Here is a 16,939-nt window from a genome sequence, read left to right as displayed (position 1 = left end):
ATTTGTACCACTCTTTGAAATAATTCCTGTGCATATTCGGTAGGCAGAGTATTGATTCTACGGCTAAGTTGGGAACCACTAATACTTGGAAGGTTGATAGACTTTCGAAATTCAGGGTTCGCACGAAGCCTTTCTTCTATATCCTCATAAGATTCCCACTTATCTAATTGGGCAGCCACAAATACTTCCATTAATGCGTCAACAGATAGTTTGTCATACTCGTAGTTTAATAAAGGAGATGAAAAAACTTCTGTCGGTAAAACGGATAAACATTGACTAATTAACTGTTTATGACCTATACTTTTACTACGCATATAGTGCTCCTTTGTAGAAGATTTGGGAACAAGTACGGTCTCACTTCTACAATAGGAGCTCTTTTTATTTTTGTAAATTCATTTGACTTATTTTTCAATAAATGGAATTTATATCCACTGATGCAATGCTATTGGGACTGTCCCCCCATTTACACGGACAATGGTAATATAGTAAAATTGTACCAACTAATGTTGAGGGGATTAATTTTATGTCTGAACAAACTGTAGTGAAGAAGCCTAGGATGCGGAAGCGAACAATTATTTTACTCTCTCTTCTAGCAATTGCTCTTCTTATTTTTGGCGGATTAGTATCCTATGGTTTCTATTTGTACAACAAAGCAGAAGATACTGCTGAGCAGTCTTATGAGGCCGTAGAAAGAAAGCACCCGGAGGAAAAAGACACTTCCCAATATCGTGAAGATGAAGTGGATCCAGTAAGAGATAGTGTTTCCATGCTAATTATTGGTATTGATGATAGTGACCAACGTCAATATGGTACTAGTAGGTCTGATACTTTAATACTAGCTACATTTAACAAATCAGAAGGTAAAGTGAAGCTCTTAAGTATCCCTCGTGACACCTATGTTTACGTGTCGGAAATTGATGAATATACCAAAATAAATCACGCACACGCTTATGGTGGACCGAGTGCAACGATTGAAACGGTAGAAGACTACTTACAAGTTCCCGTTGACTACTATGTCCGGGTCAATTTCAAAGCTTTTATTGAAGTGGTTGACTCCTTAGGAGGTATAAATTTTGAGGTCCCATATGAAATGTATGAGCTCGATTCCAAAGAAAATAAAAATGCCATCCACTTAATGCCAGGGGAACAAGAACTAAATGGCGAAGAAGCACTAGCAATTGCTCGAACTCGCAAATATGATAATGACATTGAACGTGGGAAGCGACAAATCGAAGTAATTAAAGCCATTGTCAAACAAGCAACATCCGTATCCTCTTTCCTAAAGCTAGATGACCTAATTGAGGCGATTGGAAACAACATGACAACCAATATCCGGTTTGATCAAATGAAAACATTCTCTTCCTATGCGTTAGATGAAAATCTTAAGATTGAATCCACCAATTTAGAAGGTTCTGGCGGTTACATGGATGACGGTTTGTGGTATTTTCAAGTGGATGAGGAAAGCAAACAGGATGTAACTAACGAACTACGTGAACATCTTGAACTCCCACCCATTGAAACGGATAATTTTTACGGAACAAATTAACCCAATTTATGGTAAAATCAAGATAACTAGGCCAATAGTGCTGGTTATCTTTTTTTTATCAAAAAAGCCTGTCAACAGCATATAGTAATAGAAATTAAAATATTAGGGGGATATATGGTTAGAGAATTTGCTATTTCTGTATATTTGATAGTCATTAAAGCACTTTTTACGATGTTTAAACTATTCCCACAACGAGACAAAACGGTGTGCATCGCTTCTTTTGGAGATAACATATTCTACACAACTCGAGAACTGCGAAAGGCATCACCAGAACCTATCATTATTCTTAAGCAGTCCTCATGCCAGTACCCTTTCGATCCATCTATCGCCCGAATTTATAACTTTAGACTTACAAAGCCTTTGACATATATGCGATCAATTTATCATTTAGCAACTGCAACAACAATTTTAGTTGATAATTATGTTGGGCTATTAAGTGTCACTAGTTTCAAGAAAAATACTACTTGTATTCAGCTTTGGCATGCTACTGGTGCTTTGAAACGTTTTGGACTACAGGATCCATCAAATAGAAACCGAAGTCAAAAAGCTATCAACCGATTCCATCAAGTCTATCAGCGCTTTGATTTTATTACTGTCGGTTCCGATAAAATGGCTAAGATTTTTTCCGAGAGCTTTGAGCTTTCCAATGAAGTAATGGTTCGAACCGGGGTCCCGAGAACAGACTTTTTCTATTCCCGTGAAGACAAACTTCATGCAGCTCTAGAACTGAAAGAATTCATTTCACTTCCACCAGATAAAAAAGTCATCCTGTACGCTCCAACTTTCCGGGACAATCAACTAGACCACTATGACATTCAATTAGACCTCCATGAAATGCACGCTGCACTTTCTGACGAATATATTTTATTAATAAAACACCACCCAGCTGTTTCTTATACACTTGAACCGCATCACCAAGATTTTATTTATGATGTGACAAGCTATTACAACGTGAACCACCTATTATTAGTCACTGATATTTTGATCACAGATTATTCTTCTATACCTTGTGAGTTTTCTTTGTTACAAAAACCGATAATCTTTTATACCTATGATTTAGAAGAATATAGTCATAAGAACGGTCTACCAGACGATTACCTAAGTGAACTTCCTGGACCACTTACATTTACAACTGAGGAAGTCATTTCAACAATTCAACTTGGAAACTTTGATTCTAATAAAATAGCAGCGTTTGCTAACGTCTGGAATAAATATTCAAAAGGCAATTCTAGCCAGAATTTGACAAATTTCATCATGGAAGTTAAAAAGGATAAGAGAAATGTAGTATAATAGAGTTTAATGGAATTGTTATAGAACTCTAATCAAATTTTAATTTACGAATGATACTAGAAGTAGTACAATGTGTAGAGTAATTCAATTAGTAAATAATATACAACTTTTGAACTTAAATTTCGTCTAATATATAGATATTATTTTTTGAAGGGGAAAATGTTATGCCACAATCTAGAGTAAGCCGGAGGAGAAATAAGCGTAAGCTACGTAAAAGAGTCTACGTCATTACGCCAATTCTTATCTTATTTTTATCTGTCATTGGCTATGCTATATCACTTTATATAAAAGCTGATACCGTATTTACTGCGTCTCATGTGGAAGATACACGTGACGGTGGTAAATCAGATCTTCGTGAAGAAGTAGTCGATCCAAAAGAAGATAATGTATCGATTCTGTTTATTGGTGTCGATTCAAGTCAAAAACGTGGATACAACGATAGTGCACGTTCTGATGCGCTGATTTTAGCTACGCTTAATAAGGAAGACAAGAGTGTGAAGATGGTAAGTATCCCTCGTGATTCACTAGTGTATATACCAGAAGTGGGTTATGAGACAAAAATTAACCATGCTCATGCATATGGCGGTCCAGAGGCAACAATTGGTACGGTCGAAAATCTCTTTGGTATTCCTGTCGATTATTATGTACGTGTAAACTTTGAAGCATTTATTGACATTGTTAATGCACTTGGTGGTATAAATGTAGATGTACCATTTGAAATGTGGGAGCAAAACTCTCAAGACATTAAAGGTGCAATCCACCTATTACCTGGGGAGCAAAAGCTAGATGGTGAAAAAGCATTAGCATTCGCAAGGTCTCGTATGTACGATAATGATATTGAACGAGGCAAGCGTCAGCAAGAAGTCATTAAAGCAATTGTGAAAAAAGGTATTTCATTAGGATCAGTCTTTAAATACGGAGAAGTTATCGAGGCTGTCGGGGAAAACATGACAACCAACCTAACCTTCGATGAAATGAAAAGCTTTATCTCCTATGGGTTAGATGGTGGAAACCTATCCATTGAAAGCTCTAGTTTAGAAGGATATGATTACCAACCAGCTGACGCATACTACTGGAAACTTGATGAAGCTGCGTTAGAAGCGAAGAAATTAGAACTAAAACAACATTTAGAAGTTGAATAAATAAAGGGGGGACAGTCCCTCACCGCTTTAAAGTGATAAAGCGGTGAGGGACTGTCCCCTCTTCAAATCTATTTCACTACTTTTAAACCACCTAGTACAAATACTGCTGTAACCGTTCCGCCTATCATTAGTGTGATAAGGGTGAGATCAATTGGAACCAGATAGCTCAATCCAATTGCACCTACTGCTAATACGATAAACAAAATCAACTTCAAAACATATCCCCAACTACTAGGCACAAGATTAAACTTCAACTTAGCAAAAATCAACAGTAGTACCATATTTACAATTGTACCAACAACTGTCCCCAGTGCAATAGCCCCTGCACCAAGCTTTTCAATAAACAGCTCGATTACCAACACATTCACCCCAAATACCGAAATGATATTCAGCATGACAGGCAAATACGAACTTTCCCGAGCATAGAAGAACCTCGTTATATACGTATTTAGAGCTAGCCCCAAGATAGTCAATGAGAACACCTGTAACAACGGATATGTCACATTCGTGGAGTTTGCATCAAAGTCACCATACTCGAAAATAAACACAATAATCTCCCGCGCATAAACAAATAGAAATGCTGTTGCTGGAATCAAAATGAGCGTCAACATCCGAAATCCTTTTTGATAAGCATTTCGGACCTTCAACGTATCTCCCTCCCCTACTGCCTTCGCTAGTAAAGGATAAATGATTGTCGTCACACTAGTCATCAACACTGCCTGAGGAAATTGGGTCATTTTTGATGCATAGTTTAATGCTGATATAACTCCCTCATCAAGCCCAGATGCGTATATTCGTTGAATAAAAAAGTAAAACTGAATTGTAGCTCCACCGAACATAATTGGTATTGCGAGTTTCATAAACCGCTTCGTCTCGGGCATCTTAACAAAACCGAATCGAAGTGGGACAAGCTGCTGCTTCCGAGTACTGACTACCAAAATTAACAGCATCAACAATGCCCCTAATGAAGCTCCTAGTCCGTACGAATACTCCAGTAAGATTGGTGTTAAAGCGACACCAACCACCAAGAACACTGCATTAAAAACTAATGTAGAAAAGCTCGTCAACCTATACTGCTCATGAACATTCAACAGTCCACTAAACGCCATTGCTAGCGCTAAAAACAAAGTCGCAGGAGCCATCCATTGGAACAACCCAGCAGTTAGCTTCCTTGCTTCATCCGACATTCCAGCGAAAAACAAATCAATCCAAAAACCCGGCACAACTATAAACATTAAGCTCAGCAAACCAATCAGTAAACCTAAACCAGTAAATATCGTCTGAACAAAGCTTTTCCTAGCCTCACCGCTCAATTTACTATAAACCGATATAAATGCTGTCGTAATCGCCCCACCAAGGACAATATAAATAAAATTAGGGATAGTAAACGCAGTAATAATACTATCCGCCTGGTAACTAGTCCCATATTGATAGCCAATAATTACTTCCCTACCAAAACCAAGGAGCCGGGCTAGTATATTAATAACAGCCACAGCTCCTAGTAATTTTAAAAACCGAGATTGCATGGTAATCTCCTACCTTCTATGCATCATATAATTCTATAACCGATGCTACAAGCTTCTCTTGGTCAAATTCATCTGCTTTTTCAAAACCTTTTTTCACTAGCCTTTGCTGTATTTCTTCATCAGCTAGGACCATCATTATTCCTTCAGCCAGTGACTTCGGATTTTCCGCTTCCACCAACACACCTCGATCATCCGCCAGTAAATAGCGCAGACCACCTATATTAGTGCCAACTACCGGTACGCCACAAGACATTGCCTCTAATGCAACTAAGCCAAATCCTTCAATATGCGACGGTAAAATAAACACATCCGCAGCAGCCATCCACTCAGCAACCTCTGCTTGTGATTTCGCCTGATGGATAGTAATCCCACTCACATCTTGAATTCGGTTTTTCAACGTCTCAAAATAGCCTTGGTCTTTTGGTTCACCAATTAAATGCAGACTTGCGTTTGTAATCTTTTCTGAAACAAGCTTAAAGGCATCCACTAAATCATCAAGCCCTTTAGCTTTAATTAGATTTCCTGCAAATAATAGCACACGTTCATCTTCCCTAAGGCCAACTTTTTTCCTGATTGTTTGCTTGTCCATCTGACGAAAAACTTCCCTATTCACACCCATGTTAATAACTGAGATTTTCTCTTCACTCACATTAAAATTACGTTGAATCTCTTCCTTCAAAGCTTCACCAACAGTAATGATATGGTCAGACTTCCTTAAAATTTTCCGAGTATATTTCTGTGCAAAACCACTCTTCTTACTCATTTGATCAATATCCCCACCATGTGAGGTAACAATTAATCGAGTTCGGCACAGTTTTTTATAAAGGAGTCCAAGCAGTCCAGTTGGGAAAATATAATGAACATGAACAGCCTTATACTTTCGGCCCCGAATAAGCAAATTCCACACGCCTTTCAGGAAAAACTTTCCGTACTTCACAAGTAATTTTGCCTTTCCTTTTCTAGGATCATCAATAGCAATAACATCCACTTGTAAGCCTTGGTCACGCAGCTGTTCGACTTGATTTTTAACAAATATCCCAAAGGTTTTCGATAGATGGGATGGGTACATATTACTTAAAACAAGCACTCTCTCTTTGTCTTTCTTATCTGAAACAGTAGAGAGTAACTCCATCCCTTTAAGAGCCTTTTCCTTCATTATTTCGGAAATGCTCTTAAAACGAATTAAAGTCGCTTCCCAATTTTCTTCCATTTTACTGTAAGACTTATAGAAAAAGTCATGCTGGTTATTTAATTGCTCGATGTCAATTGAATATTCACTACAATTAATCATATCCATAAAATCTTGCACTTTATGATGATAAGCGACTGCAATAATTGGTACATTCGTTACTAGGGATAAAATCAACGAGTGTAAACGCGTACCAATTACCAGATCTTGTGCATTAGAGAATTCGACAATTTGCTGGTGGTTTAGCTCCTCACGACAAACCGTACAACGGTCCCCGTGCTTCATCAAAGCTTGAATCTCTTCTGTTACCATAATATCTGGTGGATATTTGGTCGCAAAAAAGTTTACTTGTGCATCTGGATATTTTTCGAGTAAATTATCTAAATTCGCAGCCATTCCATGAATAAAGTTTTCATACTTCGTTTTATCCTCATCTGGCCAGTAACTACTATGATAGTACGGAACAGCAGTTACACCAATTTGTAAGCCTTCAACCTTTTGCTCAGCTATTTGCTCCTTCACTTGAAATGCAGGATCTCCAATCACATGAATTGGAGACTTTACACCAATAGTACGAAGCAATTCTTTCGACTTCGGATCACGTACCGTAACTATTTTAGATAAATGGGCTAAAGACCTTAATATAATTTTACCAATTTTCGTCAGGATAGGACCGGCACCTACTCCATATAAGACAACAGGGGTTTTCGATAGCTTACCTAACCATCCGTACATACCAAATAAAAATGCTTCTCTGCCGTAGAGGTCCATGAAAATACCTCCGCCACCAATTAACAATAAATCCAAATCACGAATGATGGATTTATTCTTTAAAATGGTGCGAATCATCGTTAAAGGAGCACTTTTATTTTTGTTTGTATAATAAAGTTTCACAGACCGAACGCCATATTTTTCACTCGTTTTTTCCGGTTGGTTGGAGAAAACGATAATATCTTGTCGATCGATGTTATGTACTTTTTTGAGTTGGATTAGGATTCCCTCAAGGATCGCCTCGTCCCCTTGATTGTTATTCCCGTAATTTCCTACAATGCCGATAGCCATTTGTTTTTCAATCCTTCATTTATCTATTACATACATAAATACATTCTATTATTTTAACACGAAACGACAATATTAGGAATAGGGGACTGTCCCTCAATGCTTTAAAGTGCTAAAGCGGTGAGGGACTGTCCCCCCTCGTAACATATGTTGTTTCGTGGTATAATTTAATTATTATTATTTTTATTAACCTACAATCGAGGAGTTATTAAACATGAGTTTGTTAAGAAATCGACAAAAAACGAGAAATAACCGCTCGTTGAAAGCTTATTATAAATTAGTTGATGAAATAAATAAACAAGAAGCTCACTTCGAGCGTCTTTCTGATGATGATTTAAAACTAAAAACGATCGAATTTAGAGGCCGTTTAGCTAAGGGTGAAACGATTCATGACTTAGCGGTTGAAGCTTTTGCGACTGTTCGTGAAGTTTCTAAACGTATTCTTGGAATGCGTCATTATGACGTGCAATTACTTGGTGGACTAGTTCTCCTAAAAGGTAATATCGCGGAAATGAACACTGGTGAAGGGAAAACTCTTGTAGCATCCCTACCTAGCTATCTAGTAGCTCTCGAAGGTAAGGGTGTACATATTATCACCGTTAACGATTACCTTGCAAGACGTGACCGCGAACTTGTAGGACAAATTCATGAGTTTCTAGGGCTTTCAGTTGGGCTGAACATATCTGGTCTAAGCAACGACCAAAAACAAAACGCTTATCAATGTGATATTACGTATGGTGTAGGTACGGAGTTTGGCTTTGATTACCTTCGCGATAATACCGTACAATCGCTCGAACAAAAAGTACAACGCCCTTATCACTTTGCTATTATTGACGAAGTAGATAGTGTCTTAATCGATGAAGCAAAAACTCCTTTAATTATTGCAGGTAAAGCAAAGCCGAGTGATCGACTATACAAGGTTTGTGCTAATGTAATTAAAAGTCTTAAAGAAGATGAAGATTTCACATATGACTTAGAACTGAAGAGTGTAAATTTTACTGAAGAAGGCTTAAACCGATGTGAAAAAGTATTCGGTATCGAAAACTTATTTGACCTGGATCATAGCTCTCTTTTCCATGCGCTTTTACAGGCATTACGTGCACGCATGCTTTACGAACGCGATGTAGATTATATTGTAGAAGAAGGTCAGGTTAAGCTAGTTGATATGAACACTGGTCGTATTATGGAAGGCCGTAGCCTAAGTGATGGCTTACACCAAGCAATCGAAGCAAAGGAAGGCCTTGTGAATACGGAAGAGAATAAAACGCATGCATCTATCACTATTCAAAACTACTACCGCATGTATCCAACCTTATCTGGTATGACCGGTACAGCAAAAACTGAAGAAGTGGAAATCCGTAAAATCTACGGTATGGAAGTAATTACTATTCCAACGAATAAACCGAACCAACGCGTTGATATGACGGATAAGGTTTTTGAAACGAAAGAACAAAAGTACAACTACCTGTTAACAGAAGTAAAAACACGACATGAAAAAGGACAACCGATTTTAATTGGTACAACATCTATCCTTCAATCTGAGGATGTAGCAGCCCTTTTAGATAAAGAAAAACTTCATTATCAGTTGCTTAATGCAAAAAGTGTGGAACAAGAAGCAAACTTAATTGCAATGGCTGGACAAAAGAACCAAATCACGATTGCAACTAACATGGCCGGCCGTGGTACCGACATCATGCTTGGTGAAGGTGTCGAGGAACTAGGTGGTCTACATGTTATTGGTACGGAGCGTAATGAAAGCCGCCGTATTGATAACCAGCTACGAGGCCGTTCCGCACGCCAAGGCGACCCAGGTTCTACTGAATTTATCATATCGTTAGAAGATTATCTATTTATCCGCTATGCAGCCGATGAGTTAGAACGTTTTAAACCAACTGTTAAAACGGATAAAGATGGACTGATTACGAATAAAAATGTCCATAAGTTTGTTGAGACAGCACAAAAAATTAGTGAGGGTATTCACTATTCATTCCGTGACTACAATTTAAACCTCGAAAATGTCGTGAATGACCAACGCGATATCATTTATAAACTTCGCGACAATTTATTACGCACAGATAATAAATTAGAGCTTGTTATTAAACAAATAGCATCTTTACCAGAAGAATTAGTACGTACATTTTGTGATGAAGAGATTTTCCCTGAAAAGTGGAATCTCGAAAGACTGGAGGAAGAACTAAACTTAGTGTTACTTCCGCAAGTTATAATCCCAAGGGATAAAGAGTACGAAGACTCGGATGAGATACTAGCAATTGTGAAGCCTTATATGGAAGAACATGTTGCTATGTTAAAACCATTTGAAGATCAGGAAGAAGCACAAGCTACAGTCCAGGGAATTGGCCTGTTCATCATCGATACGTTATGGAAGCGTCATTTAGATACGATGAATCAGTTAAAAGAAGGTATTGGCATCCGTCAATATCAACAAGAAGACCCAATCACTCTATTCCAAAAAGAAGGTTACAACCTATTTGAAACCTTATATCATGATTTAGAGTATGAGTTGGCGACTCGGATTAATGGATATATTAAGAAACTGTTAGAAAAAGAAGAAGAAAAAGCTTAGGGAAAGGACGATTATATGCTTGGTTTTTCAAGAAATAAAAAAGGAAAAAACGGTAAAGCAGTTGATGCTAACGCACTTTTAGATGTGGAAAATGTCGAAGAAACAGATGAGGAAGTTGAAACCACGCTTTCCATTCCTGAGAATTGGAATGTTACGAATGAAGACCGTTATATCTATGCATTCCATAACAACGAAGCACCAAAATTAAAAGTCAATCAAATCTCCATCTATGGTATGGAATTAACCATGGCGCCTAATAAAACCCTAACAGCTACTGGTTTAATTCGAAGCTCTGTTGTGAAAGAGGTTCAGTTCGGAAAAACAACCATCCTACTTTTAGGTCCTGACAATGAAATAATTGCTCGTAAAGAGTTTGAACTAGGACGACTAGGATCCATTCCTTCAAAGAGTGCTCGTCCTTGGAAATTCACCTTTAATAAATCTGATTTAGTGAAGGATATTGATAGTCCTCCTAGCGATTGGACATTAGCTTTTGAACTTAAACCAAAGCATCAATTAGATCTGGAAGAGTCTTGGGAAAAGTCTATTGCTGAGGAAGCAAAAACAGCTCTTGCGCAGATTGTAAATAATGCTCCTCCATTAAAACCAGGTGAAGTTAACTTTATGGGAGTTAATGCAAAACGTAATGATAATGGTGATCTTGCTGTTACCCTTCTCATTAGAAATGGTTCTGACAAAAATGTAACCTTCCAGCAAATCCCACTAGGAGTAAAAGATGCTAGCGGGAATGAAATTGTTCAGGGAAGTTTTAAAGTGGATAACTTAATAATTAAATCGAATACCAGCAAACCATGGACATTTATTTTTCCTAAATCAATGCTCAAGGAGGATATTATTAATTTGTCCAGCTGGCAAGCTTATCCGATACAGTAACTTTTAGCTTAGGCCATGTTGGCCTGGGCTTTTTTGTTCCAAAAGATCCCTGCCTTATGGGAAGGGATTTTTCAAATTTTTGTCTATACCCCCATTTCAGACTCTGAATCCTTCCGAAGTGATATTTAAAGCTCACCTAAGCATCATTTTCTTGGTTATAGGCTTTCAAAAAGATATTTACAACTGCTCTATGCTTCATTTCATCCAACGCACCGCACTAAAAACAATTTTTTAGGTTATAATCGAGGACAATCTACTTTCTCAAATTTTTTAACGCAAAAAAAGTAGCTCCCCCAAAAAGAGGAACTACTTCCATATTACTTTTCAATTAAAAAGTCTCCTGATACCCAACCTTCTTTACCTGCGTAAAGAACTTTATACCAGAATACGCCATCTATTTCTTGTTTCACAAATTTATCTTCATTATCTAAAATGCCGAGAATGTAATCGTGGCTATTAATTTTACCAATCTCAGTACCTGTAACTGGTGCGGTTCTTATTCTTAGACCATCTGAGTCAGCCTTTACTTGGAGAATATTTTTAAAGTCTATATAATCACCAGTCATCCAGCCAGTTTCTTGGTCTGTCTTCACTTTGAACCAACCGCCATTTTCACCAATTACTGTTATTTTTTCGCCAACTTCTGTCGTTCTGATTTTTGCATTAGATGTTCCTGGAGCAACTCGAATATTCACTCGTTCTGTTGTAACACCTAAAGCACCTGCTAACTTATTATCAATTGCATATGCCTCATCCCCAACTGGTTTGGCGGTTTTGGCAGGTTGATTCGTGTACTCTGGAATCTCAAAAGTTAAAGCGTAGTAATTAGATAAGTCATACGCTGTATACATGTCATAAATTTCTCTTGCTTGAATCACTGACCACATGACATGGGTAGCATATTGATGATCACCTGGATTGTCTGGATTCCATCGCATTTTATATAGCGTATCTTGTCCACTACCAATGTAGCCGTTACTTATAAATCTTGCTCCACCGATAATTGCTAATTCTGGTGTAAACCAACCTTCACGATACGCCCGAAATGCACCTTGTTTTAGAGGATCTGAATCAATTGCCCCAATACCAAACATATTATAAGTCGTTTGAATATTTATTAGCTTATCGCGGTTGCTTGAAGTAACAAGTTGGTGTTTATTATTTGCATCTATTCCGACCTCAACACCTCTTGAGAGATCAGATGCTCCATTTCCTGTCTCATGTAAAGCATGAGCAATTAAATATATTACATTTGTATTATAGGTTTCACTTGCTTCGATAAAGGCTTGGCCAGTACCGCTTAGCTTACCTTTTCCTGCTAGTATCTTATCGTTAAGTTCTTTAGCCGTAAAACCAGGCGTGTTAGAAAGCTTTAAGAACTGATAATATTCTGGTGATGTTTCATCAGAAAAATTCCCAGGATTTAAATAATAACTAACCGCCTTTTCACTAGCAGTGAATTTACCTGCCCCATCCATTTTAGGTGTACGATTTGCTTGAAGTTCGACAACAGATGAGTAGTCGAAATCATAATGGACAATAGTTTTTGTACCTGTTTCCCCATCAGTTGGTGGTTCACATTCTTCTTCAATCGCAGCTATTTCAGCTGCAGTTGCCCCGTCAGGTATTTCACACACCAATTCCTCGTCATCTTTAACAGGTCTCTCCAATTGTCCTGTTTCAATCATTGCTAGGTAGAGAAAAGTTGCAAACTGTGCCCTAGTTATTGGATCACCTGGTCTAAAATCACCTAATTGGTTTGTAATTTTGTGTTGGGCGAGTACTTTTACATTTTCCCTATGGGACTCATAGACATTATCCAGTTTTATACCTGGGTCTGTTCCGTTATCTTGTAATCCAAAAGCTTTTACGATAGTTGTTGCCATTTGCTGACGTGTTAAGTTTTGATTTGGATTAAATAAACCTCCACCACCTGAGAATATTCCAGGTGTTACAGCAGCTATTTGATCAGCATACATATCATCTTCATCTACATCTGTATAGTAGCTTTCTAGTATACTAGATACATCATTTGGTATTGGTAGTTTCATAGCATTTGTAAATAATACAGCACTATGTCTTCTCTCTAAATTATGAGTATATCCAAATGTACCATCCCCATAACCATTAATAATGCCAGCTTCCGTAAGTTCCATGATTGCTTCATAATGTGACTTATCCTTTTTTACATCATCAAACTCTTTCGTGTAGGCATATGAAATATTAGGAATAGCGATTGTTGCTGCTGAAGCAATGACAACTGCTGTAGTAATCGTGTTGCGGATCCTTTTCAACATGTATTCTATCCCCCTAACTATGTATATATCTTTATATTAAACTAGCAACGCTATTTATGAAAGAGTAAATCTATCTATTTTGTCTAAAAAAGTAGAAAAGCCACACAAACAGTCGTTTGCATGACTTTGGTAGGAGGCAAGTCCCTTCTATAGATTTAGGTAATTATATAAGAATAAAGAAAAATGCTCTCTACTTACGATTTCATTCGGTCTAAAGGTGTTATCTGGAAATCCCTTAGTGACACCAGAACCTGAGAGTTTATTGACGACGTCATATGCCCAATGCCCTTTTGGTACATCCGAAAAATCATTAACACTATTCCCTGACAAATTGTATGCTTGTACTAAAATTGCAGCCATTTGTCCTCTCGTAAGGGAACCACTTGGATCGAAGTTTCCATCTTCCTTCCCTTTAATAAAACCTATTTCAACCGCTTTTGCAATAGCTTTGTAGCCGTAACTATTTGGCGATACATCCTTAAATCCTGGATCCTTAACCGTTGTGTTTCCCACATCAATTCCCATTTCATTTAAAATCATATTAACGGCTTGTAACCTTGTTACTGATTGTTGAGGTTTAAAAGTACTATCTGGATATCCTTTAATAATGCCTAGGTCGGTTAGATAATTTATTGGTGTATGATACCGGGATACATCGCTAAATTGTGTTCCATTTATTTCCTGTTTAGATCCAACTTGACCTTCTACCTCTATCCGTAATTCATAGGCATCATTAGACCAATGATGATATCCCTCTACTATTTGAAGATAATAATCTCCTTTTTCAGCAAAAAAAGTATAATTCTCATCTAACCCTTTTCCACCGTTGTTTATCTTGACCACATTTCCTGTTGGTGTATAAAGAGTTGCTGCTATATCAATGAATCCTATTGGATTTAGAATGGATACAGTAGTATTTGTCCCTTTTTCCACTTGAAAATGAAACCAATCCTCATCAGAAGGATAATCAATCTTTTCAAAATAGGATTGATTAGAAACCAGAAGTTCAGCTGTTGATTTATAATTTCCTACATCCTCACTCCACAATGGAATTGTTGTTTCAAGTGCTTTTTGAACATCTATAGTACCATATCCTTTGTATACATCCCATGGAGAACCTTCGTTAGCTTCTGCACTTTCCTCTAGTACCCATTCCAATTCAGGACTTGTCCATTCTGGATGAATGGACTTGAGTAAAGCAGCAACACCACTAACTATTGGTGCAGAAAAGGATGTTCCTGATGCTACAGCATAATTATCCTCCAGGTAAGGTCCAGCTATATCTTCTCCAGGAGCAGAAATATCCACAAAGTCCCCATAGTTGGAAAAATCAGAAGAAACATCCTCTCTTCCAACCGAAGTGACACTAATAACTTGTCCGTACGAAGCGGGATAGGAATTTTCTACCTTGGCATCATTGCCAGCTGCTGCAATTAATATAATGCCCTGTTGATAGGCATCCATGATGGCCTGCTTTTGTACTCTACTATCATGGTCTGAAGTAAAGCTCATATTGATAATGTCAGCACCATTCTCCATTGCATAATATATGCCTGCAACCGTATTAGCTATAGACGATTGACCTTTATTATCCATAATTTTAATCGGCATTATTTTTGTATTAAGTTCAACACCTAGATAATCTTTATCCGTAACCGCTGCGATAACTCCTGATACTAATGTTCCGTGCCCATTATCATCATTAGTATTGCTATCTTGAGTTAGTACATTGTACCCTTCTGTTAATCTTCCTTCAAATTCATGGTGATTTGCATTTATACCTGTATCCAAAACAGCAACTATCACAGGCGAAATTTCCCCATAATAATCCCAATTACGAGGTAAGTTAATATGCTCAAGAAACCAATCTTTATCTGATTCCAAGTTAAAAGTCATATCACTACTATCTTGGATAAAGTCAGGATCAGCTACCAATACACTATTATGACTTCTAATTTTTTCAAGCATTTCATAGAAGTCAAGCGAATCTGGAATACGAACAATTTGATAGTTATTTTTCTCGAGGGTAGATGGAGTTTCCTCCCATATTAACCCAAGCTCTCTTGGATTAAACCGTTCTCCTTCTCTAAGCTGTAAAACTATTCTCCTATCATGAACCTGGTCCATCTCCACTTTATTCGTATCGGCTAAAATGATTGAAGGGTCAATCAGGGATGTCATGAAAAATATAATAGTAAAAATAATATATCCTTTTTTCTGCAATTTTCATTCCCCAATTCTATGAAGTTATATACCTATTATACTTCAATTCTATTACACCGAAAAGGGGGGGGACTGTCCCTCTGTGAACATCATCACAGAGGGACTGTCCCCAATGTCATTAAGTTAAGTTTACATTTTTTACCACAGTTAAACTAATTAGTTCTTCAAATCTCATTTATCCTATTAAAGTTTAAGTGAATTTTGATACAACATAAAAAAGGCAATAGGATGCCCGGGAGATGGAAATATCTATTTTTTCATCCCCTGGTAGGCATCCTATTCTATTTAGAGCGGGTTATAACGCAGCCTTCTGTACTAATCCATTTCTATTAGCGCTCAAGTTTCTAGTACGTCGTTTGTAACTTCGTCCTGGTCGTATTGGGATTCTACTCCTTTTTGCTTCTTCGAGCAACTGTTTGTAAATTTTATTTCGTTTTCTCGGATTATCTTCTAATATCAAATGAATAAGGTTTGATTTTAATTTACCAATTATTATGTTGGTATTTGATTTGTATAGATACTCTAGATTCTTTCCTTCTTGTTCCTTCAAAATAATTTCATCAACTTCATGTGCCATAAATGACGCCATATTCGATAGAAACATAGTGGCATAATAATCCTGCTCCACTGATAGTGGAGTATCACCTGTAAACTTCTGAAGCTTCAGTTTGTTTTTTAATTCATCAAACTTGCTTTCAATTCCCCATCTTTTGAAATAGAGTACTTTGAAATCTTCTAGTTTGAACCTCTTATCTACAATATTCGTTAGGAGTAATTCTTCTTGTCCAGAAGATAGTTTAATTCGAATAGCACGTAATCGTACTATCTTACCCTGCTTCTTAATTTCAACTAGTTGATCTGGAATAGATGGATCAATGAAAGCTTTATAATTATTGATGGGAGTTCTGATAATAAACTTTACATTAATGTCTACAAGATAGTCGAAGAAATCGATGGATGGATATCCTCTATCAAACAGAAATAGATCATTATCCGTAAGGTTCTCCTTGAAGGATTCCAGTAATTCTTTAGCTAAGTGACGCTCACTATCCGTACATTTTGTAATTAATGCTTTCACAATTAGATTATTTTCGATATCATAGATACAGGATGCCAGTGCGCGTGCCAATTCTAGCGAATTGCCTTTCGAAACGCCAAAGGCGTCCTTTAATCTTTTAGAATTATTTAT

At 37.3% G+C, this 16,939-nt stretch carries 11 protein-coding genes; 5 read left to right on the top strand and 6 right to left on the bottom strand.

Annotated elements, in window-relative coordinates:
- On the bottom strand, positions 1-314 hold a 314-nt coding region (locus TE34_RS12540), incomplete at its 3' end, for a transposase (protein WP_047985162.1).
- 209 nt (positions 315-523) lie between these two features.
- Here TE34_RS12540 and TE34_RS12535 point away from each other — a divergent pair.
- The 3 genes from TE34_RS12535 to TE34_RS12525 all read left to right on the top strand — a co-directional run bounded on the left by TE34_RS12535 (position 524) and on the right by TE34_RS12525 (position 3,978).
- On the top strand, positions 524-1,546 hold the full coding sequence (locus TE34_RS12535; protein WP_047985161.1) for an LCP family protein: 1,023 nt from the start codon (positions 524-526) through the stop codon (positions 1,544-1,546).
- A 114-nt stretch (positions 1,547-1,660) separates the two neighbouring features.
- The gene (locus tag TE34_RS12530; protein WP_047985160.1) at positions 1,661-2,836 is read left to right on the top strand and encodes a CDP-glycerol glycerophosphotransferase family protein; all 1,176 of its coding nucleotides are present in this window, start codon (positions 1,661-1,663) and stop codon (positions 2,834-2,836) included.
- A gap of 164 nt (positions 2,837-3,000) precedes the next feature.
- Positions 3,001-3,978 (top strand): LCP family protein, encoded by a 978-nt coding sequence (locus tag TE34_RS12525; protein WP_047985159.1) that lies wholly within the window; start codon positions 3,001-3,003, stop codon positions 3,976-3,978.
- Positions 3,979-4,046: 68 nt separating this feature from the next.
- Here the strand turns inward: TE34_RS12525 and murJ are convergent, their stop codons facing one another.
- The gene (gene murJ / locus TE34_RS12520) at positions 4,047-5,504 is read right to left on the bottom strand and encodes a murein biosynthesis integral membrane protein MurJ (RefSeq protein ID WP_047985158.1); all 1,458 of its coding nucleotides are present in this window, start codon (positions 5,502-5,504) and stop codon (positions 4,047-4,049) included.
- 16 nt (positions 5,505-5,520) lie between these two features.
- Positions 5,521-7,755, bottom strand: a complete 2,235-nt coding sequence (locus TE34_RS20760; protein WP_084710704.1) for a glycosyltransferase — start codon at positions 7,753-7,755, stop codon at positions 5,521-5,523.
- 211 nt (positions 7,756-7,966) lie between these two features.
- Here TE34_RS20760 and secA2 point away from each other — a divergent pair, with 211 nt between their 5' ends.
- Together secA2 and TE34_RS12500 are read left to right on the top strand one after the other, a co-directional pair.
- Complete coding sequence (gene secA2, locus TE34_RS12505; RefSeq protein WP_201777698.1) at positions 7,967-10,336, top strand: accessory Sec system translocase SecA2; 2,370 nt, start codon at positions 7,967-7,969, stop codon at positions 10,334-10,336.
- Positions 10,337-10,351: 15 nt separating this feature from the next.
- Positions 10,352-11,230, top strand: a complete 879-nt coding sequence (locus tag TE34_RS12500; protein ID WP_047985157.1) for an accessory Sec system S-layer assembly protein — start codon at positions 10,352-10,354, stop codon at positions 11,228-11,230.
- Between the two features lie 317 nt (positions 11,231-11,547).
- On the opposite strand, the gene TE34_RS12495 is transcribed toward TE34_RS12500, so the two are convergent.
- The 3 genes from TE34_RS12495 to TE34_RS12485 all read right to left on the bottom strand — a co-directional run.
- Positions 11,548-13,527 carry an S-layer homology domain-containing protein gene (locus TE34_RS12495; protein WP_053075074.1) on the bottom strand — a complete coding sequence of 660 codons (1,980 nt, stop codon included), beginning with the start codon at positions 13,525-13,527 and terminating at the stop codon, positions 11,548-11,550.
- Between the two features lie 147 nt (positions 13,528-13,674).
- A complete protein-coding gene (locus TE34_RS20300; RefSeq protein ID WP_053075073.1) occupies positions 13,675-15,750 on the bottom strand; it encodes a S8 family peptidase in 2,076 nt (691 codons plus the stop codon).
- Between the two features lie 295 nt (positions 15,751-16,045).
- Positions 16,046-16,939: transposase (locus TE34_RS12485; RefSeq protein WP_047983132.1), on the bottom strand; the 894-nt coding region annotated here is incomplete at its 5' end.

Origin of the sequence: Ornithinibacillus californiensis (assembly GCF_001038485.1) — a bacterium.
GTDB lineage: Bacteria > Bacillota > Bacilli > Bacillales > Amphibacillaceae > Ornithinibacillus > Ornithinibacillus californiensis.
The sequence above is the reverse complement of the archived record's forward strand: the minus strand, read 5'-3'. Positions and strand labels throughout refer to the sequence as shown.

Coding starts and splice junctions, on each gene's coding strand:
- TE34_RS12535 (WP_047985161.1), top strand. CDS start 524: ATGTCTGAACAAACTGTAGTGAAGAAGCCTAGGATGCGGAAGCGAACA.
- secA2 (WP_201777698.1), top strand. CDS start 7,967: ATGAGTTTGTTAAGAAATCGACAAAAAACGAGAAATAACCGCTCGTTG.
- TE34_RS12500 (WP_047985157.1), top strand. CDS start 10,352: ATGCTTGGTTTTTCAAGAAATAAAAAAGGAAAAAACGGTAAAGCAGTT.
- murJ (WP_047985158.1), bottom strand. CDS start 5,504: ATGCAATCTCGGTTTTTAAAATTACTAGGAGCTGTGGCTGTTATTAAT.
- TE34_RS12525 (WP_047985159.1), top strand. CDS start 3,001: ATGCCACAATCTAGAGTAAGCCGGAGGAGAAATAAGCGTAAGCTACGT.
- TE34_RS12530 (WP_047985160.1), top strand. CDS start 1,661: ATGGTTAGAGAATTTGCTATTTCTGTATATTTGATAGTCATTAAAGCA.
- TE34_RS20760 (WP_084710704.1), bottom strand. CDS start 7,755: ATGGCTATCGGCATTGTAGGAAATTACGGGAATAACAATCAAGGGGAC.
- TE34_RS12495 (WP_053075074.1), bottom strand. CDS start 13,527: ATGTTGAAAAGGATCCGCAACACGATTACTACAGCAGTTGTCATTGCT.